General features: G+C 68.5%; 24 protein-coding genes and 2 pseudogenes. 10 read left to right on the top strand and 16 right to left on the bottom strand.

The window, feature by feature from the left end; all coding sequences use genetic code 11:
* Positions 1-7: 7 nt before the first annotated feature.
* Positions 8-451, bottom strand: coding sequence for a MaoC family dehydratase (locus VNS22_RS00570; protein WP_325728611.1), 444 nt, complete (start codon positions 449-451; stop codon positions 8-10).
* 73 nt (positions 452-524) lie between these two features.
* Here VNS22_RS00570 and VNS22_RS00565 point away from each other — a divergent pair, with 73 nt between their 5' ends.
* The 4 genes from VNS22_RS00565 to VNS22_RS00550 all read left to right on the top strand — a co-directional run bounded on the left by VNS22_RS00565 (position 525) and on the right by VNS22_RS00550 (position 5,047).
* Positions 525-980, top strand: a complete 456-nt coding sequence (locus tag VNS22_RS00565; RefSeq protein ID WP_325728610.1) for a helix-turn-helix domain-containing protein — start codon at positions 525-527, stop codon at positions 978-980.
* 30 nt (positions 981-1,010) lie between these two features.
* Positions 1,011-2,207 carry an MFS transporter gene (locus tag VNS22_RS00560; RefSeq protein WP_325728609.1) on the top strand — a complete coding sequence of 399 codons (1,197 nt, stop codon included), beginning with the start codon at positions 1,011-1,013 and terminating at the stop codon, positions 2,205-2,207.
* Between the two features lie 54 nt (positions 2,208-2,261).
* The gene (locus VNS22_RS00555; protein WP_325728608.1) at positions 2,262-3,596 is read left to right on the top strand and encodes an LLM class flavin-dependent oxidoreductase; all 1,335 of its coding nucleotides are present in this window, start codon (positions 2,262-2,264) and stop codon (positions 3,594-3,596) included.
* A gap of 116 nt (positions 3,597-3,712) precedes the next feature.
* Positions 3,713-5,047 carry an MFS transporter gene (locus VNS22_RS00550; protein ID WP_325728607.1) on the top strand — a complete coding sequence of 445 codons (1,335 nt, stop codon included), beginning with the start codon at positions 3,713-3,715 and terminating at the stop codon, positions 5,045-5,047.
* Positions 5,048-5,075: 28 nt separating this feature from the next.
* On the opposite strand, the gene VNS22_RS00545 is transcribed toward VNS22_RS00550, so the two are convergent.
* The 3 genes and pseudogenes from VNS22_RS00545 to VNS22_RS00535 all read right to left on the bottom strand — a co-directional run bounded on the left by VNS22_RS00545 (position 5,076) and on the right by VNS22_RS00535 (position 6,675).
* Positions 5,076-5,531 (bottom strand): carboxymuconolactone decarboxylase family protein, encoded by a 456-nt coding sequence (locus tag VNS22_RS00545; protein ID WP_325728606.1) that lies wholly within the window; start codon positions 5,529-5,531, stop codon positions 5,076-5,078.
* A gap of 235 nt (positions 5,532-5,766) precedes the next feature.
* Positions 5,767-5,892, bottom strand: a pseudogene (locus tag VNS22_RS00540) (transposase); the annotation flags it as partial.
* Between the two features lie 51 nt (positions 5,893-5,943).
* The gene (locus tag VNS22_RS00535) at positions 5,944-6,675 is read right to left on the bottom strand and encodes a superoxide dismutase (protein ID WP_325728605.1); all 732 of its coding nucleotides are present in this window, start codon (positions 6,673-6,675) and stop codon (positions 5,944-5,946) included.
* 258 nt (positions 6,676-6,933) lie between these two features.
* Here VNS22_RS00535 and VNS22_RS00530 point away from each other — a divergent pair, with 258 nt between their 5' ends.
* Positions 6,934-8,202 carry a Glu/Leu/Phe/Val dehydrogenase gene (locus VNS22_RS00530; RefSeq protein WP_325728604.1) on the top strand — a complete coding sequence of 423 codons (1,269 nt, stop codon included), beginning with the start codon at positions 6,934-6,936 and terminating at the stop codon, positions 8,200-8,202.
* A gap of 25 nt (positions 8,203-8,227) precedes the next feature.
* Here the strand turns inward: VNS22_RS00530 and VNS22_RS00525 are convergent, their stop codons facing one another.
* Genes VNS22_RS00525 through VNS22_RS00515 form a run of 3 tightly spaced genes read right to left on the bottom strand, consistent with a single transcriptional unit; the run spans position 8,228 to position 11,335 of the window.
* A complete protein-coding gene (locus VNS22_RS00525) occupies positions 8,228-9,940 on the bottom strand; it encodes an IlvD/Edd family dehydratase (protein WP_349261669.1) in 1,713 nt (570 codons plus the stop codon).
* Positions 9,940-10,665 carry a FadR/GntR family transcriptional regulator gene (locus VNS22_RS00520; RefSeq protein WP_325728602.1) on the bottom strand — a complete coding sequence of 242 codons (726 nt, stop codon included), beginning with the start codon at positions 10,663-10,665 and terminating at the stop codon, positions 9,940-9,942. The genes VNS22_RS00525 and VNS22_RS00520 overlap by 1 nt, the downstream gene beginning before the upstream one ends.
* 10 nt (positions 10,666-10,675) lie before the next feature.
* A complete protein-coding gene (locus tag VNS22_RS00515) occupies positions 10,676-11,335 on the bottom strand; it encodes an RraA family protein (protein ID WP_325728601.1) in 660 nt (219 codons plus the stop codon).
* Positions 11,336-11,817: 482 nt separating this feature from the next.
* Here VNS22_RS00515 and VNS22_RS00510 point away from each other — a divergent pair, with 482 nt between their 5' ends.
* The gene (locus VNS22_RS00510) at positions 11,818-12,042 is read left to right on the top strand and encodes a hypothetical protein (RefSeq protein WP_325728600.1); all 225 of its coding nucleotides are present in this window, start codon (positions 11,818-11,820) and stop codon (positions 12,040-12,042) included.
* A 23-nt stretch (positions 12,043-12,065) separates the two neighbouring features.
* Here the strand turns inward: VNS22_RS00510 and VNS22_RS00505 are convergent, their stop codons facing one another.
* The 4 genes from VNS22_RS00505 to VNS22_RS00490 all read right to left on the bottom strand — a co-directional run bounded on the left by VNS22_RS00505 (position 12,066) and on the right by VNS22_RS00490 (position 17,621).
* Positions 12,066-12,776: a ribonuclease activity regulator RraA gene (locus tag VNS22_RS00505; protein ID WP_414653285.1), complete on the bottom strand. Its 711-nt coding sequence runs from the start codon at positions 12,774-12,776 to the stop codon at positions 12,066-12,068.
* Positions 12,777-12,825: 49 nt separating this feature from the next.
* Positions 12,826-16,194 (bottom strand): ATP-binding protein, encoded by a 3,369-nt coding sequence (locus tag VNS22_RS00500; RefSeq protein ID WP_325728598.1) that lies wholly within the window; start codon positions 16,192-16,194, stop codon positions 12,826-12,828.
* A gap of 174 nt (positions 16,195-16,368) precedes the next feature.
* Complete coding sequence (locus VNS22_RS00495) at positions 16,369-16,848, bottom strand: flavin reductase family protein (RefSeq protein WP_325728597.1); 480 nt, start codon at positions 16,846-16,848, stop codon at positions 16,369-16,371.
* A 338-nt stretch (positions 16,849-17,186) separates the two neighbouring features.
* Positions 17,187-17,621, bottom strand: coding sequence for a hypothetical protein (locus VNS22_RS00490; protein ID WP_325728596.1), 435 nt, complete (start codon positions 17,619-17,621; stop codon positions 17,187-17,189).
* A 47-nt stretch (positions 17,622-17,668) separates the two neighbouring features.
* On the opposite strand from VNS22_RS00490, the gene VNS22_RS00485 reads away from it, so the two are divergent.
* The 3 genes from VNS22_RS00485 (at position 17,669) to VNS22_RS00475 (ending at position 19,791) form a co-directional block, all read left to right on the top strand.
* Positions 17,669-18,253: a 2'-5' RNA ligase family protein gene (locus tag VNS22_RS00485; protein ID WP_325728595.1), complete on the top strand. Its 585-nt coding sequence runs from the start codon at positions 17,669-17,671 to the stop codon at positions 18,251-18,253.
* A gap of 2 nt (positions 18,254-18,255) precedes the next feature.
* On the top strand, positions 18,256-19,104 hold the full coding sequence (locus tag VNS22_RS00480) for an EcsC family protein (RefSeq protein ID WP_325728633.1): 849 nt from the start codon (positions 18,256-18,258) through the stop codon (positions 19,102-19,104).
* A gap of 258 nt (positions 19,105-19,362) precedes the next feature.
* Entirely contained in the window at positions 19,363-19,791 is a 429-nt protein-coding gene (locus tag VNS22_RS00475) for a hypothetical protein (RefSeq protein WP_325728594.1), read from the top strand.
* 130 nt (positions 19,792-19,921) lie between these two features.
* On the opposite strand, the gene VNS22_RS00470 is transcribed toward VNS22_RS00475, so the two are convergent.
* Positions 19,922-20,065, bottom strand: a complete 144-nt coding sequence (locus VNS22_RS00470; RefSeq protein WP_325728593.1) for a hypothetical protein — start codon at positions 20,063-20,065, stop codon at positions 19,922-19,924.
* An 11-nt stretch (positions 20,066-20,076) separates the two neighbouring features.
* Here VNS22_RS00470 and VNS22_RS00465 point away from each other — a divergent pair.
* Positions 20,077-20,742 (top strand): annotated as a pseudogene (locus VNS22_RS00465) (hypothetical protein); the annotation flags it as partial.
* A gap of 192 nt (positions 20,743-20,934) precedes the next feature.
* Here the strand turns inward: VNS22_RS00465 and VNS22_RS00460 are convergent.
* The 4 genes from VNS22_RS00460 to VNS22_RS00445 form a co-directional block, all read right to left on the bottom strand.
* Positions 20,935-21,255 carry a hypothetical protein gene (locus VNS22_RS00460; RefSeq protein ID WP_325728592.1) on the bottom strand — a complete coding sequence of 107 codons (321 nt, stop codon included), beginning with the start codon at positions 21,253-21,255 and terminating at the stop codon, positions 20,935-20,937.
* 73 nt (positions 21,256-21,328) lie between these two features.
* Positions 21,329-21,775: a TadE/TadG family type IV pilus assembly protein gene (locus tag VNS22_RS00455; RefSeq protein WP_325728591.1), complete on the bottom strand. Its 447-nt coding sequence runs from the start codon at positions 21,773-21,775 to the stop codon at positions 21,329-21,331.
* Positions 21,776-21,779: 4 nt separating this feature from the next.
* Positions 21,780-22,106, bottom strand: a complete 327-nt coding sequence (locus VNS22_RS00450; protein ID WP_325728590.1) for a hypothetical protein — start codon at positions 22,104-22,106, stop codon at positions 21,780-21,782.
* Entirely contained in the window at positions 22,066-22,398 is a 333-nt protein-coding gene (locus tag VNS22_RS00445; protein ID WP_325728589.1) for a hypothetical protein, read from the bottom strand. The genes VNS22_RS00450 and VNS22_RS00445 overlap by 41 nt, the downstream gene beginning before the upstream one ends.
* Positions 22,399-22,619 lie beyond the last annotated feature (221 nt).

Below are 22,619 nucleotides of genomic sequence, written 5' to 3'. Positions count from 1 at the left end.
CCTCCACTCAAGGCCGCCGCGGCACCACCAGCTTCGCCACGAGGGTCTGCACCACCTCATCGTCCTGGTTGCGCGTTTCGCTGCGCAGCGTGACCATGCCGCGGTCGGGCCGTGAGCGCGACGGCCGGATCTCGATCACCTCGCTGGTCACGGTGAGCAGGTCGCCCGGCCGGGTGGGCCTGGGCCAGGCGACCTCCGCCCCGGCACCGATCAGGCCGCCGGCCAGCGGCGCGCCACCTTCCACCAGCAGCCGCATGGTCACCGCGGCCGTGTGCCAGCCGCTCGCCGCCAGCCCGCCGAACAGGCTGTCCGCCGCTGCCGCCTCGTCCAGGTGGAAGGGCTGCGGGTCGAATTCCCGGGCGAACGCCTTGATGTCATGGGTCTCGACCCGCCTTGAACCGCTCACGAAGCGCTGGCCCACCGTCAGGTCGTCGAGAAACCACTCCGCCATCACGCCGCTCCTTCCTACGTCAGCGTCTTCTAGTTACTTGCATCATGAAAGTCACTCCGGTAGGATGCGGATCATGCAGCGCAAGAGTCTCGCCACCATGACCTGCCCGGTCGCCCAGAGCCTGGAACGGGTGGGCGAGTGGTGGAGCATGCTGATCATGCGCGATGCGCTCGCCGGCATCACCCGGTTCGACGCCTTGCAGAAGAGCCTGGGCATCGCGCCGAACATGCTGACCCGCCGCCTGAACGGGCTGGTCGAGGCCGGGCTGCTGGAGAGACGCCGCTACCAGGACCGCCCGCCCCGCTACGAGTACGTTCCGACCGCCTGCGGCCAGGACTTCCGCCCGGTGCTGCTGGCGCTGCTGGACTGGGGCAGCCGCCACTTCGCCGCAGACGGCCGCCGCGCGGTGATCCGCGACCGGATCACCGGCGAGATCGCCGAGCCATTGTTGATCGACCGCCGCTCCGGCCGGCCACTGACCGACCCGGCCTTCGAGCGCGTTTACCAGAACGAACCCGGGCAGGACTGAGCCGCCCGCCCTCCTTCCGGAGCCTCCACCATGCCGCCTGTCCAGGCGCGCCGCCTCCACCTCCTCTTGGCACTCGCCAACGCGATGGTCGGCATCGCCGCCTTCATGGTGATCGGCATGCTGCCGGAGATCGGCGCGTCCTATGCCGTTCCCCATTGGCAGGCCGGCTGGCTGATGACCATCTACGCCCTGGTCTATGCCCTGACCTCGCCGCTCCTGGTCGCCGCCACCGGCAGGGTGGCGCGACGCGACGTACTGAGCCTGGGCCTGGGCCTGCTGGGGCTGGGTGCCCTGCTCAGCGCGCTGGCCCCGAGCTTCAGCCTGATCCTGGCGGCCCGCTCGCTGATGGCGGTGGGTGCTGGCCTGATCACCCCGGTCACCACCGCGATCGCGGTCGCCACCGTCGTGCCCGAGCAGCGTGGCCGGGCCCTGGCCACCGTGTTCGGGGGCTTCACGATCGCGCAGACCTTCGGCGTGCCGGCCGGCGTGTGGCTGAGCTACCAGTTCGGCTGGCGGACGACGTTCGGCATCGTCGCCGCGCTGACGCTGCTCGCGATCCTGGTGCTGCGGCGGCTGGTGCCGCGCCAGGTCACGGTCCAGCCGGCCTCGCTCGCCATCCTGGGAAGCGTGCTCGCCACGCCGGTCCTGCTGCTGGCGGTGCTGTTCACCGTGTTCAGCATGGCCGCGGCGTTCACCTTCTACACCTATCTCGCCCCGTTCCTGGTGGAACGCCACGGGCTGGGCCAGACCGGGGTCACCGTCATGCTGGTGATCTTCGGCCTGGGCGGAGTCGCCGGCAACCATCTGGGCGGGGTGCTCACCGACCGGCTGGGTTCGGTCCGCAGCCTGGTCGGGCTCGGCATGGTGACGGCGATCTCGTTGCCGGTCCTCACCCTCCTCGATCTGCCGCTGGCGGTCATGGGTGCCATGGTGCTGGTCTGGAGCATCGCCGGCTGGTCGGCCAATGTCGCCCAGCAGGCCCGGCTGGCCGGCCTCGACCCGAAGCGCGCCCCGGTGCTGCTCGCCCTGAACGCCTCGGCGATCTACGTCGGCAGCTCGGTGGGTGCTGCGTTCGGCGGCCAGGTGATCAGCCATGCCGGCTACGACCTGCTGGGGCCGGCCGGTGCCGCCCTGGTGGTCCTGGCCCTTGCCACCCTGCCGGTCGTGGCGGCCATGCGCCGCGACCGGCCGCTGCCCTGCCATACGCCCGGCCTCGGCCGGGGCTGATCCTTTCGCAACCGGCCGTCCCCGCCTTTGGGGCGCGCCCGATCGGAGCGACCCATGACCAGAAAGCTGCGCCTTGGCGCCTTCATGCGGCCGATCAGCATCCACACCGCCGCCTGGCGCTATCCCGGCGCCAACCCCGCCGCGAACTTCGACCTCGAAGCCATCGTCGGCTACGCCCGCACGCTGGAGCGCGGCCGGTTCGATGCCTTCTTCATGGCGGACCATCTGGCGGTGCTGAACATGCCGATGGAGGCGCTCAAGCGCAGCGCCACCGTCACCTCGTTCGAGCCGTTCACCCTGCTCTCGGCGCTCGCGATGGTGACCGAGCGCCTGGGCCTGATCGCGACCGCATCGACCACCTATAACGAGCCGTTCCACGTCGCCCGCCGCTTCGCCTCGCTGGATCATATCAGCAAGGGCCGGGCCGGCTGGAACCTCGTCACCTCCGGCAACCCGCACGAGGCGATGAATTTTGGCCGGGACGAGCATGTCGAGCATGCCACCCGCTACCGGCGCGCCCGCGAGTTCTACGATGTGGTCACGGGCCTGTGGGACAGTTTTGCCGACGACGCCTTCCTGCGCGATGTCGAGAACGGCGTCTTCTTCGATCCGGAGAAGCTGCACGTCCTGAACCATGCGGGCGAGCATCTGAAGGTGCGCGGCCCGCTCAACATCGCGCGGCCCGTCCAGGGCTGGCCGGTGGTGGTCCAGGCCGGCGCCTCGGAGGCCGGCCGCCAGCTCGCCGCCGAGACCGCCGAGGTCGTGTTCGGCAGCGCCAACAACTTGGGCGACGGCCAGCGCTTCTATGCCGACGTGAAGGGCCGGATGAAGGCGATCGGCCGCGACCCCGACCATCTGAAGATCCTGCCCGGCGCCTTCATCGTGGTGGGCGACACGGTGGCGGCGGCCAAGGCCAAGAAGCGTCACCTGGATTCGCTGGTGAATCCCGCCAGCGGCATCGCCTCCCTTTCGGTCCAGCTCGGCACCGATGTGTCGCAGTTCGACCTGGACGGCCCGCTGCCGCCGATCCCGGAGACCAATGCCAGCAAGAGCGCCCGGCAGAAGCTGATCGACCTCGCTGAGCGCGAGCAGATGACGGTGCGCGAGCTGGCCCAGTATGTCGGCGGCGCCTATGGCACGCTGGAGCTGATCGGCACGCCCGGGACGATTGCCGATCAGATGGAGGAATGGCTCACGACCGAGGCCTGCGATGGCTTCAACGTGATGTTCCCCTATCTGCCCGGCGGCCTGGACGAGGTGGTCGACCGCGTGGTGCCCGAACTGCAGCGCCGCGGCCTGTTCCGCACCGAGTATGAGGGCCGGACCCTGCGGGAGAACCTGGGCCTGCCGCGCCCGAAGAACCGTTTCTTCGAGGATGGACCCGCCTGAGCGGCGAGCTGCAGAATTTTCACATCTCAAGGCAGGGATTTCAGGTGATCCCGGCTTGCGGCGAGCCTCCCCCAGCGGGCATCAATCCCGCGGCCATCTTTGGGGGAGGAGCGGCGTTGGCTGCGCGCAAGAAATCGAACGAGACTACCGTCGAGGCCGTTCTGTCCGATGCCGGCGTTGGGCCATTCCAGTACCGGCTGCTCGGCGTGTTCGGCCTGGTCTGGACCGCCGATGCCATGCAGGTGCTGGCGGTAGGCTTCACCGCTCCCTCGATCGCCGCGAGCTTCGGCCTGGGCCTGCCTGATGCCCTGCAGACCGGCACCGTCTTCTTCCTCGGCATGCTGATCGGCGCTGCACTGTTCGGCCGCCTGGCCGACCGCTACGGCCGGCGCCGGATCCTGCTCGGCACGGTGGCGCTGGACGCGGTGTTCGGCCTCCTTTCCGTATTCGCGCCGAGCTTCGAGATCCTGCTGGTGCTGCGCTTCGTCACTGGCCTCGCGGTCGGCGGCACCCTGCCGGTCGATTATGCCATGATGGCCGAGTTCCTCCCGGCCCGGCAGCGCGGACGCTGGCTGGTCGCCCTGGAAGGCTTCTGGGCGGTGGGCACGCTGATCGTGGCGCTGACCGCCTGGGCGGCGAGCTCGGCCGGGGCGGTCGAGACCTGGCGCTGGATCTTCGCAGTGACCGCAGCACCGGCCATCGTCGGCATTCTCCTGCGCTTCTGGGTGCCGGAATCGCCGCTCTACCTGCTCAAGAGCAAGCGGCCCGAGGAAGCGCGCAGCGTGCTCAACCGGGTGCTGACCGCCAATGGCCGCCCGGCCACGCAGATGCGGATCACCGCCGGGCCGACCGCACCGGCGCGCGACGCCGGCGGCATCCTGGCCGGGCCGCTCATGCGCCGCACCCTGCTGATCCTCACCGTCTGGCTGCTGGTCTCGGCCAGCTATTACGGCGTGTTCGTCTGGCTGCCGGGCAAGCTCGCCGGCGATGGCTTCGGCTTCGTGCGCGGCTACGGCTTCCTGGTGCTGGTGGCCCTGGCCCAGATCCCCGGCTACGCACTGGCCGCCTGGGGCGTGGAGCGGCTGGGCCGCCGCCCCACCCTGATCGCCTTCCTGGGCCTGAGCGCGCTCGGCTGCTTCCTGTTCACGATCGCGACCACGGCAGCATGGATCACCACCTCGATCCTGCTGATGAGCTTCGCCCTGCTCGGCACCTGGGGCGCACTCTACGCCTTCACGCCCGAACTCTATCCCACCCGCTCGCGCGCCACCGGCATGGGGGCCGCCGGTGCGATGGCACGCTTTGGCGGCCTGCTGGCGCCCACCGTCATGGCGCCGGTGATGGCGATCGGCTTCAATGTCGCGATCGGCCTGTTCGCCGGCCTGCTGGTGCTGGCGATGCTCGCCACCGCCATGATCGACGTGGAGACCCGTAGCGTGCCGCTCGACTGAGCGGCACGAAACGATACGAAGAAGCGGATCAGGCGTTTGCCTTGACGGGGAGCCGAAAGGGCGCGCCGAGCCGGTTGAACGCGTTCATCGCCGCGATGGTGATCGTGAGGTCCACGAGATCCTTGGGCGCGAAGGCCGCGCTTGCGGCCGCATAGGCTTCGTCGGAAGCATGCGTCTCGCTGACGAGCGTGACTTCCTCCGCCCAGGCGAGCGCGGCGCGGTACTGGTCAGAAAACAGGTGGGGCACCTCGGCCCAGACCGGAACCAGGGCGACCTTCTCGAACGGCATCGTCTTGAGGAGGTCCCGGGTGTGCAGGTCGATGCAGTGCGCGCAGCCGTTGATCTGCGACACGCGCAGGAAGACGAGGTGGATCAGTTCGTGGGGTAGGTCGGTGCCCGTGGTGATGTAGTGGTGGATGCCGAAGAGCGCCTTCGCACCCTGCGGCGCCACCTCGTTCCAGGCCAGTCGTTGGTTATCGCTCATGACGAATCTCTATGCTCGGAACGCCGGAAATCGACGTTCGAAGCCATGACGGGCCGATCGGTCGGGGTGTGACATGCCGCGCATGTACTTCCGCTCGACGCGGCCGATGTCACACTCCTGGTTGGATCCCTGGAACCGGATGACCTGACTTCCCAAGGCTGGCCAAGGCCAGGACAGCGCGGATCATTCAACAGCGGCCAATTCCGCCGTTCCTGTTACCCCAGCCGCTTGCCGGCAACCTGCGCCGGCAGGTCATGCCCGACCCACAGCGCATCTCCTTGGGCAGGCAGGCCCACTCCATGCCCGTGCGCAGCACGAACTCGGTGCCTTCCAGCACCTTGCGGTCGTCTGCCGGCGGACGACTGCAAGGTACTGTTATGCCCTCTAAGCGGCACGACGTGAGGGAATGCCGTCAGATCGTGAGCGTGCCGGCCCTGGCCGCGGCGTAGCGCTCGGCGACCATCTCCCAGTTCACCACGTTCCACCACGCATCGAGATAGGCGGCGCGGCGGTTCTGGTACTTCAGGTAATAGGCGTGCTCCCACACGTCGTTGCCGAACAGGACCAGCTGGCCGTCCATGAGCGGCGTGTCCTGGTTCGGCCGGCTGGTGAGCGCCAGGGCGCCGTCGCCGGTGACGGTGACGAACACCCAGCCCGAGCCGAACTGGTCGGCGCCGGCCTGGTTGAATGCTGTCTTGAACGCCTCGAAACCGCCGAGATCCCGGTCGATCGCGGCGGCCAGGTCACCGGACGGTGTCCCGCCGTTGCCGCCCATCACCTGCCAGAACATGGTGTGGTTGGCATGGCCGCCGCCATTGTTGCGCACCGCCTTGCGCACGTCCTCGGGCACGCTGTCCAGATTCGCCAGGATCTCCTGGAGCGGCTTGCTGGCCAGCTCGCCATGGCCGCTCACCGCCTGGTTCAGCTTCTCGACATAGCTGGCATGGTGCTTGTCGTGGTGCAGCTCCATGGTCTGCGCGTCGATGTGGGGCTCGTTCTTGTCGTACCCGTAGGGCAACGGATCGAGCTTGAACGGTCCCTCGGCTGCCTGGGCGAAGGCGGGTCGCCTGCCGGTCAGGCCAGCGCCGATCAGGCTGGCGCCAGCCAATCCGGCAAGCGCGAAGCGACGGGTCAGCTTGGTCATGATCTCGCTTTCTTGCTGCGGTCCGTGGTTCAGACGGGCGATTGCTCGGGGTCGGTGCCAGGGCGTTCGTGACGCAACGGTAGGCACTGGCCGGGGCTCCCGGTCCGATGCTCCGCGCATCTGCCCAAAACTGAGGCCACTTGATCCAATTTTCACCAGTTCGTTGGACAAGTGCATTGAAATCAGGCAGCCAGCCGTGCCATGCGCGGCCCTGCCCCGGCACCGCCGTCGGCTCAGTTACTTTAACCTGGATTCATGATGTCCGAGGACAACCTGCTCGACCTCGCGCTCGTCCGCCTCGACGAGGCCGCCCGTCATCTCGCGATCGATCCCGACGTGATCGAGAAGCTGAAATACCCGCGCGAGACGACCAAGGCCCGGCTGATGATCCGCATGGACGACGGGTCGCGGAAGTCCTTCATCGCCTGGCGCTGCCGCTACGACGACACGCGCGGCCCGACCAAGGGCGGCATCCGCTACCATCCGGACGCCAGCGAGGAGGAAGCCGAGGCCCTGGCCTTCTGGATGACCTTCAAGTGCGCGGTGATGAACCTGCCTTATGGCGGCGGCAAGGGCGCCGTGCGGGTCGATCCCAGGTCCTTGTCCCGTAGCGAGCTGGAGCGGCTGTCCCGCGCCTATATCCAGGCCTTCGCCCGGATCCTCGGCCCCGACCGCGACATCCCGGCGCCGGACGTCTACACCAACTCGATGATCATGGGCTGGATGGCGGACGAGTACGCCCAGATCGTGGGCCAGGCCGCCCCCGCCGTGATCACCGGCAAGCCTTTGGCACTGGGCGGCTCGGTCGGGCGTGACGACGCCACCGCCCGGGGCGGCTACTACCTCACCTGCCATCTGGCCGCCGAGATGGGCCTGGGCGAGCAGATGCGGGTAGCGATCCAGGGCTTCGGCAATGCCGGCCGGCACATCGCCCGCCTGCTCGCGGCGGACGGCCACAAGATCGTCGCAGTTTCGGATTCCGCCGGCGCCGTGTTCGCGCATGACGGGCTGAACGTGGAGCGGCTGGAGGCGGCCAAGGCTGCCGGTCGGCCGGTCACCAGCACGGTGGGCCTGGACGGCCATCAGGAATGCCCGGCGGACGAGCTGATCGCCACGGCCTGTGATCTCCTGGTGCCGGCGGCACTGGAGAACATGATCCACGAGCGCAACGTGTCCAAGGTCCAGGCGCGGGTCGTGCTGGAGCTCGCCAACGGCCCGGTGACGCCCGAGGCCGACCGGATCCTGGAGCGCAACGGCGTGATTGTGCTCCCGGACATCCTGGCCAATGCCGGCGGGGTGACCGTGTCCTATTTCGAGTGGGTGCAGAACCGGCAGGGCTATTACTGGGAGCTGGCCGAGGTCCATTCCCGGTTGCGCACCATCATGGAGCGCGAGGGCCGCGAGATCTGGCGCACCGCCCAGGAGAAGAAGGTCCCGATGCGCACCGCGGCTTATGTCCACGCGCTGCGCCGGCTGGCCGCCGCCATCGAGGCGCACGGCACCCAGAACTTCTTCTCGGCCGAGTGAGCGCCTGAAGGCCGCATGGGGGCCCTCAATGGCTCTCGCGCGGCACGGCAGCTCCCCGGCAGCCCACCAGGAAGTCCAGGTCGGCCCCCCGGTCGGCCTGGAGCACATGGTCGACATAGAGCTTCTGGTAGCCTGAGCCCATCGCGGGCTCAGGCGCGGCCCAGGCGGCACGGCGCCTCGTCAGCTCGGCCTCGTCCACCGCGAGATGCAGGCGCCGGCCGGCCACGTCCAGCTCGATCAGGTCGCCGTCCCGGACCAAGGCGATCGGCCCGCCGGCCGCCGCCTCTGGCGCGGTATGCAGCACCACCGTGCCGAACGCCGTGCCGCTCATCCGGGCATCCGAGATCCGCACCATGTCGCGGATCCCCTGCTGCAGGAGCTTCTTCGGCAGCGCCATGTTGCCGACCTCGGCCATGCCCGGATAGCCCTTGGGCCCGCAGTTCTTCAGCACCATGACCGAGCTGGGATCGATCGCGAGTGCCGGATCGTCGACCCGGCGCTTGTAGTCGTCGATGTCCTCGAACACGACCGCCCGGCCACGATGCTGCATCAACTCGGGGGTTGCCGCGGACGGCTTGATGATTGCCCCGCCCGGCGCAAGGTTGCCGCGCAGGACGGCGATGCCGCCCTGGGCCGCCAGCGGCCGGTCGCGCGGGCGGATCACCTCGTCGTCGAACACCTGGGCAGCCGCGATGTTCTGTCCGACCGTCTGGCCGCTGACCGTGAGAGCATCCAGGTCCAAGAGGTCGGCGATCCGGCTCATCAGCGCCGGCAGCCCGCCCGCATAGCAGAAATCCTCCATCAGGAACCGTCCGGATGGCATCAGGTCGAGCAGGCAGGGCACGTCCCGGCCCAGACGGTCCCAGTCCTCCAGGGTGAGGTCCACCCCGATCCGCCCGGCGATCGCCAGCAGATGCACCACCGCATTGGTCGAGCCGCCGATGGCGCCGTTGACCCGGATCGCATTGGCAAACGCGGCGGGAGTGAGGATCTTCGACAGGCGCAGATCGTCCACCACCATCTGCACGGCCCGCCGGCCGGTCAGATGGGCCAGCCGCGCCCGCCTGGCATCCACCGCCGGATAGGCCGCGTTCTCGCTGAGTGTCACGCCCAGCGCCTCGGCCATGCTCGCCATGGTGGATGCGGTGCCCATGGTCATGCAGTGGCCGGGCGAGCGGGACATAGCATTCTCGGCGGCCATGAACTCGCCAAGCGTAATCACGCCCGCGCGCACATCCTCGGACAGCTTCCAGACATCGGTGCCGGAGCCGATCGTGCGGCCGCGATAATGGCCGTTCAGCATCGGTCCGCCCGAGAGCAGGATGGTGGGCAGGTCGCAGCTGGCAGCGCCCATCAGCAAAGCCGGCGTGGTCTTGTCGCAGCCGGCCAGCAGCACCACGCCGTCGATCGGATTGCCGCGGATCGCTTCCTCCACGTCCATGGACGCCAGGTTGCGGAACAGCATCGCGGTCGGCCGCAGGTTGGATTCGCCGCAGGAGAAGACCGGGAACTCGACCGGGAAGCCGCCCGCCTCGTACACCCCGCGCTTCACGTGCTCGACCAGGCCGCGGAAATGGGTGTTGCAGGGAGTGAGGTCGGAGGCGGTGTTGCAGATGCCGATCACCGGCCTTCCGTCGAACATCTCGTCCGGATGGCCCTGGTTCTTCATCCAGCTCCGGTGGATGAAGCCGTCCTTGTCGAGCCCGCCGAACCAGGCGTGCGAGCGCAGCTTGCGCATCATCGTCCCTTCCCTGCCCCTTCACCCTGGGCTGCCATGATCCGGGCGAGGTCGTCCTCGTTGTTGGCGAGCAGCCGGCGCATGGCCGCCCGCGCCCTGTCCGGCTCGCGCGCGCCGATCGCCAGGGCCACCGCGCGATGCTCCGCGAGATTGCGGTCGAACGCGCCCTGCGCCTGGATCGCCAGATCGAAATTGGCCTGCAGCAGCACGGTGAACGCCGGCAGCAGGCTCATCGCCAAGCGGTGCCCGGAAGCGGTGAACAGGCAGCGGTGGAAGCCGATATCGGCGGCCACCGCGCTCGTCGGGTCGTCCCGGTGCCGCTCCATGGCTTCCAGTGCCTCCATCAGGCGCAGGATCTCGACCGTGCTGGCCCGGCTGGCCGCCAGTGCTGCGACCTCCGGCTCGATCATGCTGCGCAAGGAAGCGATCTCGGCCAGCAGGTGGTCGCGCAGCGCCGGGGCGGCCAGCGTCCAGGCCAGCACATCCGGGTCCAGCAGGTTCCATGCAGCGGACGGCTGCACGATCGTGCCGGCCCGCCTGCCGGTGCGCAGCAGCCCCTTGCCCACCAGCGTCTTGACCGCCTCGCGCACGAGGTTGCGGCTGACGCCGAGTGCCGCAGCGATGGCGGGCTCGACCGGCAGGGCCGTGTCCGGCGGATGGTCGCCCCGGACGATGGCCGTGCCGATCTGCCGGACCACCCGCTCGGTCAGGCTCTCGCGGGCCACGTTCCCGCTTTCAGAACTTCCCGTAGCGCAGATAGGCCTCCTTGGGGTCGACCCCTTCCAGGATCGCCTTGCGCACCAGGTTCTCGGTCTGCACCACCTGCTCGACCCGGCCGACCACCTCCTCGGCCAGGTCGCCCGGGATCACCACGATGCCGTCGATGTCGGCCAGGATGTAGTCGCCGGTGGCGATCAGGACGCCGCCGATGGTGATGGGCTCGCCGAATGCCTCCGGCCGCCAAGCGGCGACGATGTCCCGCGGGCTCTGGAAGCTGGAGAAGACCGGGAAGCCGAACTTGCGGATGAAGGCATTGTCCCGGCTGCCGCCGTCCACGATGTAGCCGCGGATCCCGCGGTGCTGCAGGGTCTCGGCCGAAAGCTCGCCCATGAGCGCCCGCCCCTTGTCCTGCGGCTGGCAGACCACGACATGACCCTTGGGGGCCACGCTCAGGAACTCGGTCCAGGCGAGCAAGCTCTCATGGGCGCCGATCCGATCGTCGGCCCGGCCCCGCACCGTGAACACCCGGCCGGCCACCCGCGTGTCGGGATCGATCGCCCGGATCTCCGCCGGAAGCACGCAGTTCGGCCGCCCCATGTCGCGGAGCACGTCGTAGATGGCGCCGGAATAGCAGGCGTCCAGGCGCCGGGTCAGTTCGTCGATTGCGTCGGTCACGTGCATCCTCCCTGCGGGCCCATGCCGGGCCGCGTCTGCACCGGTTCTAGCAACCATTCATCGGGTCAAACAAGCCTTATCATCGGATGATTAATTTTCCTGGCTGCGTCGACATCCATGGGAACGCGTCAGCGGCTCGTCAGTTGTGGCGCCGGGGGTCTGCGCATTGGGGCCAAGCATTCATAACGATCTGCCGGCAGCTCGTCTGCCCGAGCCGCAACATTCAGTTACAACGCGTTACGTATAACTTTGGTTATACACCAGCCCGGAGAATATGTTGTTCGGTTGCATTTTTCCGGAAATTCATTCGAACCTGGCTTGTGCAGCTCCAGCAGTTCACTATGTGCTAGCCGCATCGGCTCTGGCAGGTGACGGCGGGTCGTACATCGCCCGCTGGCCGCGCCTGTGCATGTTCTGCCGACCCATATGTTTGGATCGGACCCTTCGCCACGGCGCGGAGGGTATTTCTTGGAGAAGCTAGGATGAGTCAATCGGTCCAGGAACATCGCCGCCGACTGGCGGAGCGTGGTCTCAAGCGGGTGGAGCTCGCCGTGCCGGCGAGCGATGCGGAACTGGTCCGGCGCATCGCCAAGGTCCTCGTGAAGAACGATGCATCGGCCCAGGAGCTGCGGGGCGCCATCCAGCAGTCGGTACCGGAGCAACCGCGCTTGAGCTTCAAGGAGTGGCTCGACTCCGACGACGAGTGACCAGGGCTTCGCGCCCCCGCTTGTCAGCCACGGCCACGGGCGTTCCGCCAGTGCTCGAACTCGGCACGGCTTTCGGGCGTGGCGGGATAGAGGCCCGGCAACGGCCGGCCGAGCTTCACCTGCGCTTCCACGAAATCCTCATAGGCAGTGGCCGCCGCGGCTTCCTCGGCGACCGCTGCCGCCAGTGCCCGCGGGATGCACACCACGCCCTCGCCGTCGCCCACCATGATGTCGCCCGGATAGACCGCGACATCCCCGCAAGCGATCGGCAGGCCGGTGTCGGCGGCGTGATGCCAGATCGGACCAGTCGGCGCCGACGGGCGCTGGTGGTAGGCCGGGAAGCCCAGCGCCGCCACCGCCGGGCTGTCGCGGAAGCCGCCATCGGTCACCACGCCGGCACAGCCGCGCACCATGAGGCGGCGCAGCAGGATGTCGCCGGCCGAGGCTCCCCGCGCGTCCTTGCGGCTGTCGATCACCAGGACATGGCCCCGGGGGCAGTGCTCCACCGCGTGGCGCTGCGGGTGGCTGGGGTCGGCATAGGCGTCGAGCACGTCCAGGTCCTCACGCGCCGGGATCATCCGCAGCGTATAGGCCGGGCCCACCATGTGCGGCAGACCGCTCGCGACCGGCTGGACGTTCTGCAGGAAGACGTTGCGCAGGCCGCGCTTGAACAGGATCGTCGTCAGCGTGGCGGTGCTCACCGTGCGCAGCAATGCGCGGGTGGGCTCGTCCAGGTCGTTCATGGCGTCACCTCTGCAGCGGTAACCGGATGCCGGGGCGATCCTAGCCGGCCGGATCGGCCTTGGCTGCCGCGGGATCGTTCCACGTGGCCGCCGCCTTCCCGCTGCTGGCACAGGCCTCGGCCAGCGCGTCCACCAGCAGGCCCGGATCGCCTCCTGCCATGGCCAGCACCTCGATCGCCTCCGCCAGCGCCGCCACCCGGCGCAGCCCGAACGTCCCCGCAGTGCCGCGCAGCCGGTGCGCCTCCCTGGCCAGCGCATCCCGATCGTCCACCAGGGCCCGCAGCCGCGCGCAGGCGGCCTCCGCACCGGCGATGCCGCGCGCCAGCATGCGCTCGAAGGTCTCCGCCGACATGCCGGCTGCCATCGCATCGAGCCGGACGGTGTCGAGCAGCGCCACCTCGCCCATCCCCGCCGGCAGGGATTCCGGCAGGGCCGTCGGGCCGGCCGGCGCCAGGCTGCCGGACGCGACCGCGGCCAGTGCTGCGAACAGCTCGGGCCACACCACCGGCTTGGTCAGGCAGCGGTTCATGCCGGTGCTGAGATAGTGCTTCCGTTCACTGGCCATCACGTTGGCGGTGAGCGCCAGGATCGGTACGCCGGCCGCGGGCCCGTCCAGGCGGCGGATCCGCCGGGTCGCCTCCATCCCGTCCATCACCGGCATCTGCACGTCCATCAGGACCAGGTCGTAGCCGCCGCGCGTCACCATGCCCACGGCCTGCGCGCCGTTCTCCGCCTGGTCCACCTGGTGGCCCTGCCGGCCGAGCATCTCGACCAGCAGCTCCCGGTTGACCGCGACATCGTCGACCACCAGCACGCGCAGCGGACGCACCTGGCCAAGCGCGGCATTTTCCCGGATCGCCCCGGCCGAGCTCCGGCCGAGCGTCAGCGGCAGCTCGAACCAGAAGGTGCTGCCCTCGCCCGGCTGGCTCACCACGCCGATCCGGCCGTTCATGGCGCCGACCAGTCGCTTGCAGATCGCCAGCCCCAGGCCGCTGCCGCCATAATGGCGGGCGGTCGAGCTGTCCGCCTGGGTGAACGGCTCGAACAGGGCCGCTTGGCGCGCGGCCGGGATGCCGATCCCGCGGTCCTCGACGGAGAAATGCAGCCAGTCCTGGTCGTCGAGCCGGCGCTGCTCGACCCCGACCCGGACATGGCCGCTCGCGGTGAACTTGAGCGCGTTGGCGACCAGGTTGACCAGGACCTGGCGCAGCCGGGTCGGATCGCCCTGAATCACCAGGTCCGCCGGCACCCGCACGTCCAGCTCCAGGTGCAATCCGCGCTCCATGGCCTGGGGCATCATCAAGGAGCGGACCTGCTCCAGTGTGTCGACCAGGGGCAGGTCGATCCGCTCCAGCTCCAGCCGCCCGGACTCGATCCGCGAGAAGTCCAGGATGTCGTTGATGATGCTGAGCAGATGGCTGCCGGAGTTGCGGATCGTCGCCACGTAGTGGCGCTGCAGCGGAGGTAGGTCCTCCGCGGCCAGCAGATCAGCCATGCCGAGCACGGCGGTCATCGGCGTGCGGATCTCGTGGCTCATCGCCGCCAGGAACTGCGACTTCGACTGGCTGGCGGCCTCGGCCGTGGCGCGCGCCGCGCGCAGTTCCTCGTTCTGCGCCCTAAGCTGCTGCTTGATGGTGCGCAGCGCCTCCTCGCGCTGGCGCTGCTCGGTAACGTCGATGACATAGGCGTAGATGTGACGGCGGCCGGGCTCCACGCCGTCCACCGCCCAGCTGACCCGGTGGGCCCAGCGCTCGGCTCCGGTCGCCGGATTGATGAAGCGCAGGTCCATCTGATAGGCCTGACCATCCACGATCAGCCGCTGCTCGCGATAACGGTAGAGGTCGAGATCGTCGGGGTGGATCGCCGCCTGCCAGGCGACGAGGTCCAGTCGCGAGCGGCCGTCGCGCGGCAGGGCCAGCGTGTCCTCGCCGGCACCCAGGAGTTCGACGCCGTGCTCGTTATAGCCGAACGGGCCATCGCCAGCCACGCCACGGCAGAAGACGATCCCGCGCAGGTTCTGCACCAGCGTGCCCAGCTGGCCTTCGGTCTCGCGCAGCCGCTGCGCCGCCCGCCATTCCCTGGTAATGTCGCGACCGACCCCTCGGTAGCAGAGGAGTTGCCCGTCCGGGCGCAGCACCGGCCGGCCGCTCACCTGCAAGATCCAGGTCCGGTCCGCGCGATCGCGAATCGCGTAGCGCAGGTCACGGAACGGCCGCCGCCGGTCGAACGCGTCGCGCAGCCGCTCCCAGTCGTCCGGCACGGGGCCGCCCTGCGCGATTCCGTCCAGCCGTCGGCCGATCTGCTCGGTCCAGTCCAGACCGGTGGTGGCGGCATAGCTTGGCGAGATCCAGGCAATCCTGCCGGCCGCGTCGGTCTCCCACAGCCAGTCGGAGGACACCTCCAGGAAGTGGTGGAGACGGGTCTCGCTGTCTTTCAGCGCGCGCGAGAACTGGAGGCTGCCGAACGCCATGACCATCAGCAGTGCGATCGGCGCCGCGACCCCGCCCAGGGTCGGGATCAGCCAGAGCAGTTGCTGGCGTCCCATCTGCCGTGGCTCCCAGGCCAGCCGGGCGACGACCTGGCTGTCCGGGCCATGCAGTGCGATGCTGCTGCGCCCCTCCATCCGCGTATCGACGCCCACCAGGGTCAGCCTGTCCAGGCCCAGGTCATCCGCCATCTCCTGGAGCATCGCCTCGTCCAGCCGCGTGGCGAACAGGAGCACCGCGGGTGGGCCGGGCGGCAGGACCAGGCCCGCCGCTTCGTCCGGGACGAATGCCTTGGCCGCGGCGATCAACGGCCCGTCCTGGCCCAGGACCACCCCCACGACCGCCGGCGCAGCACGGGTACGGTTCCGCCGGGCCAAGTCGATCAATTGGGCGGCTCCATCGCCCAGGGCGCCGGCGACTGCAGGAGCGTCGAACCTGCCCTCCAGCTGACCAAAGCGTGGGCGGCCTGCCTCATCCACCAGCAGGCTCATCGGGTAGCCGAGGCTGGTCCACACGTTGGTCCCGATATTGGCCTCGGCCCAGGCGCGATCAGGCGCAAGGATCAACCTGACAAAGGCGTCATCCCAGGTCGCATAGTCGTGGACAACAGAAGCGAGCTGCGCCTGCACATAGTCCAGCCGGGCGGCGGCAGTCCGTTCCTCGCGCTGCCGCTCGGCCACATCCTGGCGAAGGTTGCCCAGCAGCAGGGTGACCGCCAGCACGATCAGCAGGGCCAGCACCAGGACCGAGACGCCCAGCATCAGGACAGCGCCGCGCGAGACGCGACGATGCCAGTTCCGCAGCGGCAGGAACACGGTCGCAGTGGCCGAGGGCCCGGCCCCAGCCTCGCTCAGTACCTCGGACTGTTCCGGCACGTCAGCCGCTTTGCCCGGCGTGGCGTCCAGTCCCGCCACCAGCAGCACGCCAGTTCGTCTCCGCCACTTTCCGGCAATCCCCAGAACGCCGCCCCGCCACCGGTGCCAATATACGGGCACCTAGCGGTCGATGTACTGTGATATCTGTCGGTTGATGGTGGAAGGCATCGCGTGCCGCAGAAGAAGCGCCCGGTGTCGTCGGAAAAGCGCAGGGCCGGCGGCTCAGCTCAGGGTGGTGCCCCGGAACAGGATCAACGGCTCGCCGTCGCCCCGGCTGGTCGCGGCCACCACTAGGCCCAATACGATCGCGACCTGACCCCGGTCGATCACCTCGGTCACCTGGCAGTCGAAGGCGCCCAGCGCCGTCGCCAGCACGGGCGCGCCCGTGCTGAGCGTGGTCCATTCGCCCGTGGCGAACCGCGCGGCTCCCTTGATGCCGCCGCGACCGGCGAATGCGTCGGCGATCGCCTGCGCGTCGGCGGGCAGGAAGTTCACCGCGAACCGGCCCCGCTCGATCACCTCCGCGCAGGCGCTGGTCCGCCGGTCGATCGACACCAGCAGCGTCGGCGGATCGGCGCTCACATGGGTGGCCGAGAGGCCCAGGAACCCCGCGGGCCCGTCCTGGCCATCGACCGTCACCACCGTAGCGCCGATCGCGCGCTCGCTCAGGCAGCGCCAGAAGGTCTTGGCATCGATCGTCATGCGTGGGCTCCTCCCTCCTGGGGCCGGCCGAAGCCTAGCCGGCGGTCCAGCACGGCGGCCAGCCGGACGGCGGCGACGCCCCAAAAAAAGTGGCCGGATCGAGACGATCCGGCCGAGTAGATCAGGGAGGTAAACGCCTGGAACGGACCGAAGCCCGTCGAGGAGCCGGGTATGACCGGATCCAGCGGAGGAGAGCATGCTCGACCCTCCGGGCCGTCGGCGCATCCAGGAAGTGCGCCGGCGACAGGCTCCATGTGGGCAGGCAGTGAAACTTTTCACCACGCACCAACGAGGAGGACCCATGCACTAAGCGCATGTACCGCACTTGGGTTCCCACCTCATTTTGCCCTGCTTGTCGCAGGCGGCTGCGGGTTATTGGCCGGGTTGGTGTCATAGCGCGCGATCCGCAGAATCGGTCCCGCCTCTTCCAGCAGGCGCAGCTCCGCCAGCAGAGCTTCCGCCACCGCCGCCGGATAGGTCTCCTCGCCGCGCACATGGATCGAGAACGAGCGGAGGAACTTTTCGCGCTTGGCCGGGTCATTCAGGGTGGCCTCGGTCCAGGCCAGGAGTGGATAGCCCTGCCCGCCATGCGCCCGCGCCTCCTCCACATAGCCGACGAACGCGTCGAACTGGCAGCAGAGCCGCGCGTCGTGGCGGCGGAGGATCTCCGGCAGGGGTGCGAGCACGGCATCCTCCGGATCCACCCGCGCCTGTTTGGCCAGGTCGTCGGGCAGGTCGAGGCGGAGTTGCTGGCGCCAGGGGGGCTGGGACATGGCATGCCTTCTCCCGTGTATCCTGCCGAGCCGGTCGGGTGCACTCCATGCTGACCGATCTGCCGCTGATCGTCACGCTCGCGATGGACGAGATGTCCTTCCTGGTGCTGGACAGGCTGCGCCGGCGGCACTTCCCGCCCCTGCGCAACCTGGTGCCGGCCCATGTCACCCTGTTCCAGCGGTTGCCCGGCACTGCGGAACCAGCGATCCGCGCCGAGCTTGCCGCCGCTTGCCGTGACCGGCCGCCCTTCTGCGTGGCGTGCGGCCGGCCGCGCCTGCTGGGCCGCGGCGTGGCGCTGGCCATGGCGTCGCCCGAGCTGCTCGACCTGCGGAGCCGCCTCGCGGAGAACTTCCAGCCGCTGCTGGCAGCCCAGGACCGACAGCCCTACCGGCCGCACGTCACCATCCAGAACAAGGTCGCACCGGACGTGGCCAGATCGTTGGCCGAGGAACTGGAAGCCCACCCGCAGCAGCTTCGCCTCACCACGGCCGGCCTGTTGCTGTGGCGCTATCTGGCCGGGCCATGGCAGCCGGTAGAAGCCTACCCGTTCGCCGGTGCTGCCGGTGCGCTGAGGTTTCCCCCGGCCCCGCCGCGCCCTACATCTGCTCCTGGCAACGGGGAGCCCATGTGAGCATGCAGGAAGTGGTGATCGCCGCGGACGAGCGGGTGCTGGTGGGCAGCGAGCTGCCGCATGCCGACCGCGAGGCGCTGCGCCTGGCGGTGCGCAGCCTGGAAGGCCCGAGCTTCGCCGCGAAACTGTCGGATCTGGCGGGCCGGCCGATCGAGCTGCTCGGCCGCGCCCTGCCCGAGCGCGTGGCGGGGATGGTCTCGGAAGCCACCGCCTCGGCCCTGCGCCAGGCACTGCGCCTGGTGCTGCTCACTGTGCCCAAGGACCGACTGGACCCGCAGACCCATACCCATCGGGCGCTGGCGACCCTCACCGGCGCCCTGGGCGGGGCGTTCGGCGTGGCGGCCCTGCCGGTCGAGCTGCCGGTCTCGACCACCATCATGCTGCGGGCGATCGCGCGGATCGCACAGAGCGAGGGCGAGGACCTGCGCGATCCGGAGGCGGCGCTGGCCTGCCTGCAGGTGTTCGCGCTGGCCGGCCGCACCGGGCATCTGCACGAGAGCGGCTATTTCGCGGCCCGCGCCGCCATGGCCCGCTCGGTAGTCCATGCGGTGCGCCAGGTGGCCGAGCGCGGCCTGATCGACGAGACCAGCTCCGCGATGATCCGCCTGCTCGCCCAGATCGGCACGCGGTTCGGCGTCACCGTATCGCAGAAAGCCGCAGCTCAGGCGGTGCCGGTGCTGGGTGCCGTGAGCGGGGCCGCGATCAACGCCGCCTTCACCCATTATTTTCAGTCGCTCGCCAAGGGCCATTTCACCGTGCGCCGGCTGGAGCGCCAGCATGGCAAGGCCGCGGTGCGCCGGGCCTATGACCAGATCATGCGCGAGGAAGGTCTGGCAGGCCGGCCCAGCTAGGCGGCATTTGCCCAAACGGGCGTAACGCTGCCTGGCTCGGCCTCTTGCCGGTTTTTCTCGGGCGTACCGGATCCAATCGTGATATCCTGATCCGCGGCGCGACGCGCCCGGTGAGGGCGATGCCACGTCTACTAGAAAGACCAGGTCATACGAACCTGCGGCAGCAGGATCAGCTACAGATCACTGTTTGACCTCACGACATGAAACTCGACGATCAGATCCCGGAGGCATGCTGAACATGTGATTTGGAGAAATGTCATGAAGATTCATTCCATGATCTTTGGCGCTGTCGGCGCCCTGTCGATACAATTGTACGGCCTGCCGGCCAGCGCACAGGCGCTGCAGCCCTACCAGGCGATGGCCGCCATCGGGAATTCGGCGACCTGCCCCAATCGGCAATGCATCATCGAGTTTCCGCCAGTGCCGGCCGGCAAGCGGCTGGTGCTCACCAGCGTGTCGGCCCAGCTTGGCGCAGCCGCGGACCAGCTCGTCCTGGAAGGCAACGGCGTCAGCTATTTCGTGCCGGTGTCCCATCCGGACCTGGGCTATCTCGCTGCTCCGGTGACCGTCTATTTCGACGCCATGACCACGCCCACGGCGCGCATCTTCGTGCCCAATCCCGCCCTGACCGTTTCCCTGATCGTCACGCTCGTCGGCCAGCTGCTCGACTTGGAGCAACCGGAGTAGCGCGCGGCTGCCTCATGGCTGTGCCGCCGATGGTGATAGCCACCTCGGCGGCCCGCTGCGGCGGATGGAGAACGGACATCATCTCCGGTCGCCGGTCCGGCCTGGCCGCGGCCCGTGCCCCGGCCTCTGCTCAGGTGCCGGCCGCCAGCTCGTAGGCGACCTCGACCATGTTCTTCCTGGCCTTGACGTAGCGGATGGTGACCGGCCCCACCTCGCCGATGTCGGCCACGTGGGTCCCGCCGCAGGGCAGCCCCCGGTCGCCCCAGACCGTCACCAGGCGGACCGGTGCCGGAGATCGAAGGCGACAAGCCCGCCAAGAAGCGCTTCGCCAACTACCGGATCGGCTATTTCCACATCGACATCGCCGAGGTGCAGACCGAAGAAGGCAAGCTGCGCCTGTTCGTGGCGATCGGCCGTCAGCAGACGGCTGATCCGATCTCCCAAGGAGACTGGGCCAGTAGGCCCGGGAGGCGACCGCACCAGCAAGTTCGCCTTCGTCCGCCTTGTCGAAAGCGCGGGCAAGTTGGAGGCGGCGCAGTTCCTGCGCGACCTGATCCTGGCCGGGCCCTACCGCATCCACACGGTGCCGACCGACCACGGCATCCGGTTCGCCAATCGGACCGGTGACCAGTACGCCTTCGTCCACATCTTCGACCGGGTTTGCGCAGAGCACAGCATCGAGCACCGCCAAGGTGAACCACCCCCTCCGCAGGCTCCTGCCTGCGGTCCTTGCAGGAGACGGAGCGATGGCCTGCCCGTCCGGTTCTTCTGAACCGGACAGCGCTGCTGATGGATGATCGGCCTGCTGGCCGATCATGGCCATCGATGGACCAATGGCCAAGTCGAGCGCATGCACCGCACGCTCGAGAGCCTGCCCTCGGGCTTGACCCGGGGGACGCCTCCGTCAAGCGCTACCACTACGACAGCCACCACCAGCTCAGAACGCACCTGCCGCTGTGCGTCGATGCGGACAACCAGGCCCGCCGGCTCAAGACCCTGCGCGGTCTCACCCCCTACGCGTTCATCTGCCAAACCTGGGGAAAAGAGCCCAACCGGTTCAGGCTCGACCCATCACACCACATCACGGGACCGTACAGGTTTGCTAGGTCTCCCGGGACAGACCACAGGATCTTGATGCTGTGGTCACTGCCCAGTGAAAGTCATCGTACTGCGATCAGTCAACTCGTCATCTCGAATGCGAAGCACCGACAGCACGCTTGTATAACGATAGCCGGCCTCGACTATGATCGTGACGCGGCCAGCCGAGACGCCACGTGTGACGCAGAGGTTCAGGGAGGCAGGGCGAAGGAATGGTGTCATGGAAGCGACTTCCGCGGCGGGCTGGGCGCAGCCGCTCAGCGACGCGTCGATCATGGCGTGCCGGGCGGCGGCGGCGGTCACTTCGCGCAGCGACTGCATGGTGAAGTAGAGCCGGCCGACTTCGATTGTGCCGATCAGCATCATGAAGAAGACGGAACCACGATCGCGAATTCGAGGGAGATTGCGCCCTTGCGGCAGCGCATGTCCTGCTCCCCCGCTAGCGGATGCGCAGGGTCATGTCGCCCTGCAGGGTCGTCAGGTCGGTCAGGAGGAGTCCGTCGAAGGTGCGGGTGACGACGATCGAGACATAGCGTTCCAGCGCTACGGAACAGGTCGTGGCCGTGCAGCTGACGGCGCCGACACCAGGGCAGACGCAACTCGTCGTGGGGGGCTGGATCGTGATGTCGTTCCATCCCGGAACGGCGCCCAGCTCCGCGCTCTGGATGCCGGCCTGATCGGAAGGAGCGAACATCGCGTACTGGGCGCCGGCCCGCGCCGCCGCTTCCAGGCGAAGGTTCTGCTGGATGGTGTCCCCGAGATCGATGACCGCCATCAGCGTGATGGCGAGCACCGGCAGGATCGAGGCGAGTTCCAGCGCCGCAACGCCGCGCCTGTCGCGGAACAGGCGGTAAAACTGGCGGAAAGGGCGCGGCACGCCATTCATGACGCTACTCCACCAGCCGCAGGGCCTGCTGCGCGGGCACGCGCGTGCCGTAGGCAGCGCAGTTGGAGACCGAGATCCGGAACGAGCTCAGGTTGCCGACGTCCGGCGCGCCGCCGACGATGGGCAGGCAGCCCGCACTATTGGAGCTGCTCAGATTGCCGATCCGGAACATAGGCCTGCTGGAAATAGATCCCCCGGCAAGGTCGAACGAGCTGATGCTCTGCAGGTTGAGCACGGGTGATGCGGAACTGCCGGTGGTGCCAGATGGGTGGCGATAGAACAGCATGCCGTCATAGTCCGGATCGATCGTATTGGTGGCCGGCGCCGTCATCCCGATGAAAGATGGAGATGCTGAGCGTGCCCGGATTGGACCCGATGAACAGGAAGGTGCAGTTCAGGCAAGTGAAGCTCGAGATGCTGCCGATCGTCAGCGAGGCATTGCGGAACACGTAGGTTCCAGAAGGAAAGGTGACGCTCGACGTGTTCGAGACCGTCACGTTGCCGCAGTAGGCTTTGCGCTGCGAGGCATTGTAGGGAGTGAGAGGGCCGCTGACATTGAGCTGGCCCGTGTTGTGGCACGAAGTCACGCTCGGTGCCGGCTTGCTGTCGAGGGATGCGTACACGTTGCGGCTGGGAGGGGCGTATTCTTGATAGCCCTGAGCGAGACGAACCGTCGATCGGCTGCAACCGCTGCAGCCGCCCGGGGAGTGTCAGGAATTCCGTGTATCGGTGGGCGGTTGCCCATGATCAGGCCATGGCTCTGGTGAAGCGCTCGCCGAACAGGATGGCGAACTGGGCCTTGGCCATGCACCACTGACGGGGTGGCATCTTCCACTCCCGCTCG

Origin of the sequence: Geminicoccus sp., from assembly GCF_035556675.1 — a bacterium.
Classification (GTDB): domain Bacteria; phylum Pseudomonadota; class Alphaproteobacteria; order Geminicoccales; family Geminicoccaceae; genus Geminicoccus.
The sequence above is the reverse complement of the archived record's forward strand: the minus strand, read 5'-3'. Positions and strand labels throughout refer to the sequence as shown.

Bases quoted from the DNA above. Each gene is read 5' to 3' on its own strand.
- VNS22_RS00570 (WP_325728611.1), bottom strand. From the start codon at position 451: ATGGCGGAGTGGTTTCTCGACGACCTGACGGTGGGCCAGCGCTTCGTG.
- VNS22_RS00565 (WP_325728610.1), top strand. From the start codon at position 525: ATGCAGCGCAAGAGTCTCGCCACCATGACCTGCCCGGTCGCCCAGAGC.
- VNS22_RS00560 (WP_325728609.1), top strand. From the start codon at position 1,011: ATGCCGCCTGTCCAGGCGCGCCGCCTCCACCTCCTCTTGGCACTCGCC.
- VNS22_RS00555 (WP_325728608.1), top strand. From the start codon at position 2,262: ATGACCAGAAAGCTGCGCCTTGGCGCCTTCATGCGGCCGATCAGCATC.
- VNS22_RS00545 (WP_325728606.1), bottom strand. From the start codon at position 5,531: ATGAGCGATAACCAACGACTGGCCTGGAACGAGGTGGCGCCGCAGGGT.
- VNS22_RS00535 (WP_325728605.1), bottom strand. From the start codon at position 6,675: ATGACCAAGCTGACCCGTCGCTTCGCGCTTGCCGGATTGGCTGGCGCC.
- VNS22_RS00530 (WP_325728604.1), top strand. From the start codon at position 6,934: ATGTCCGAGGACAACCTGCTCGACCTCGCGCTCGTCCGCCTCGACGAG.
- VNS22_RS00525 (WP_349261669.1), bottom strand. From the start codon at position 9,940: ATGCGCAAGCTGCGCTCGCACGCCTGGTTCGGCGGGCTCGACAAGGAC.
- VNS22_RS00510 (WP_325728600.1), top strand. From the start codon at position 11,818: ATGAGTCAATCGGTCCAGGAACATCGCCGCCGACTGGCGGAGCGTGGT.
- VNS22_RS00495 (WP_325728597.1), bottom strand. From the start codon at position 16,848: ATGACGATCGATGCCAAGACCTTCTGGCGCTGCCTGAGCGAGCGCGCG.
- VNS22_RS00490 (WP_325728596.1), bottom strand. From the start codon at position 17,621: ATGTCCCAGCCCCCCTGGCGCCAGCAACTCCGCCTCGACCTGCCCGAC.
- VNS22_RS00485 (WP_325728595.1), top strand. From the start codon at position 17,669: ATGCTGACCGATCTGCCGCTGATCGTCACGCTCGCGATGGACGAGATG.
- VNS22_RS00480 (WP_325728633.1), top strand. From the start codon at position 18,256: ATGCAGGAAGTGGTGATCGCCGCGGACGAGCGGGTGCTGGTGGGCAGC.
- VNS22_RS00475 (WP_325728594.1), top strand. From the start codon at position 19,363: ATGAAGATTCATTCCATGATCTTTGGCGCTGTCGGCGCCCTGTCGATA.
- VNS22_RS00460 (WP_325728592.1), bottom strand. From the start codon at position 21,255: ATGATGCTGATCGGCACAATCGAAGTCGGCCGGCTCTACTTCACCATG.
- VNS22_RS00455 (WP_325728591.1), bottom strand. From the start codon at position 21,775: ATGAATGGCGTGCCGCGCCCTTTCCGCCAGTTTTACCGCCTGTTCCGC.
- VNS22_RS00450 (WP_325728590.1), bottom strand. From the start codon at position 22,106: ATGACGGCGCCGGCCACCAATACGATCGATCCGGACTATGACGGCATG.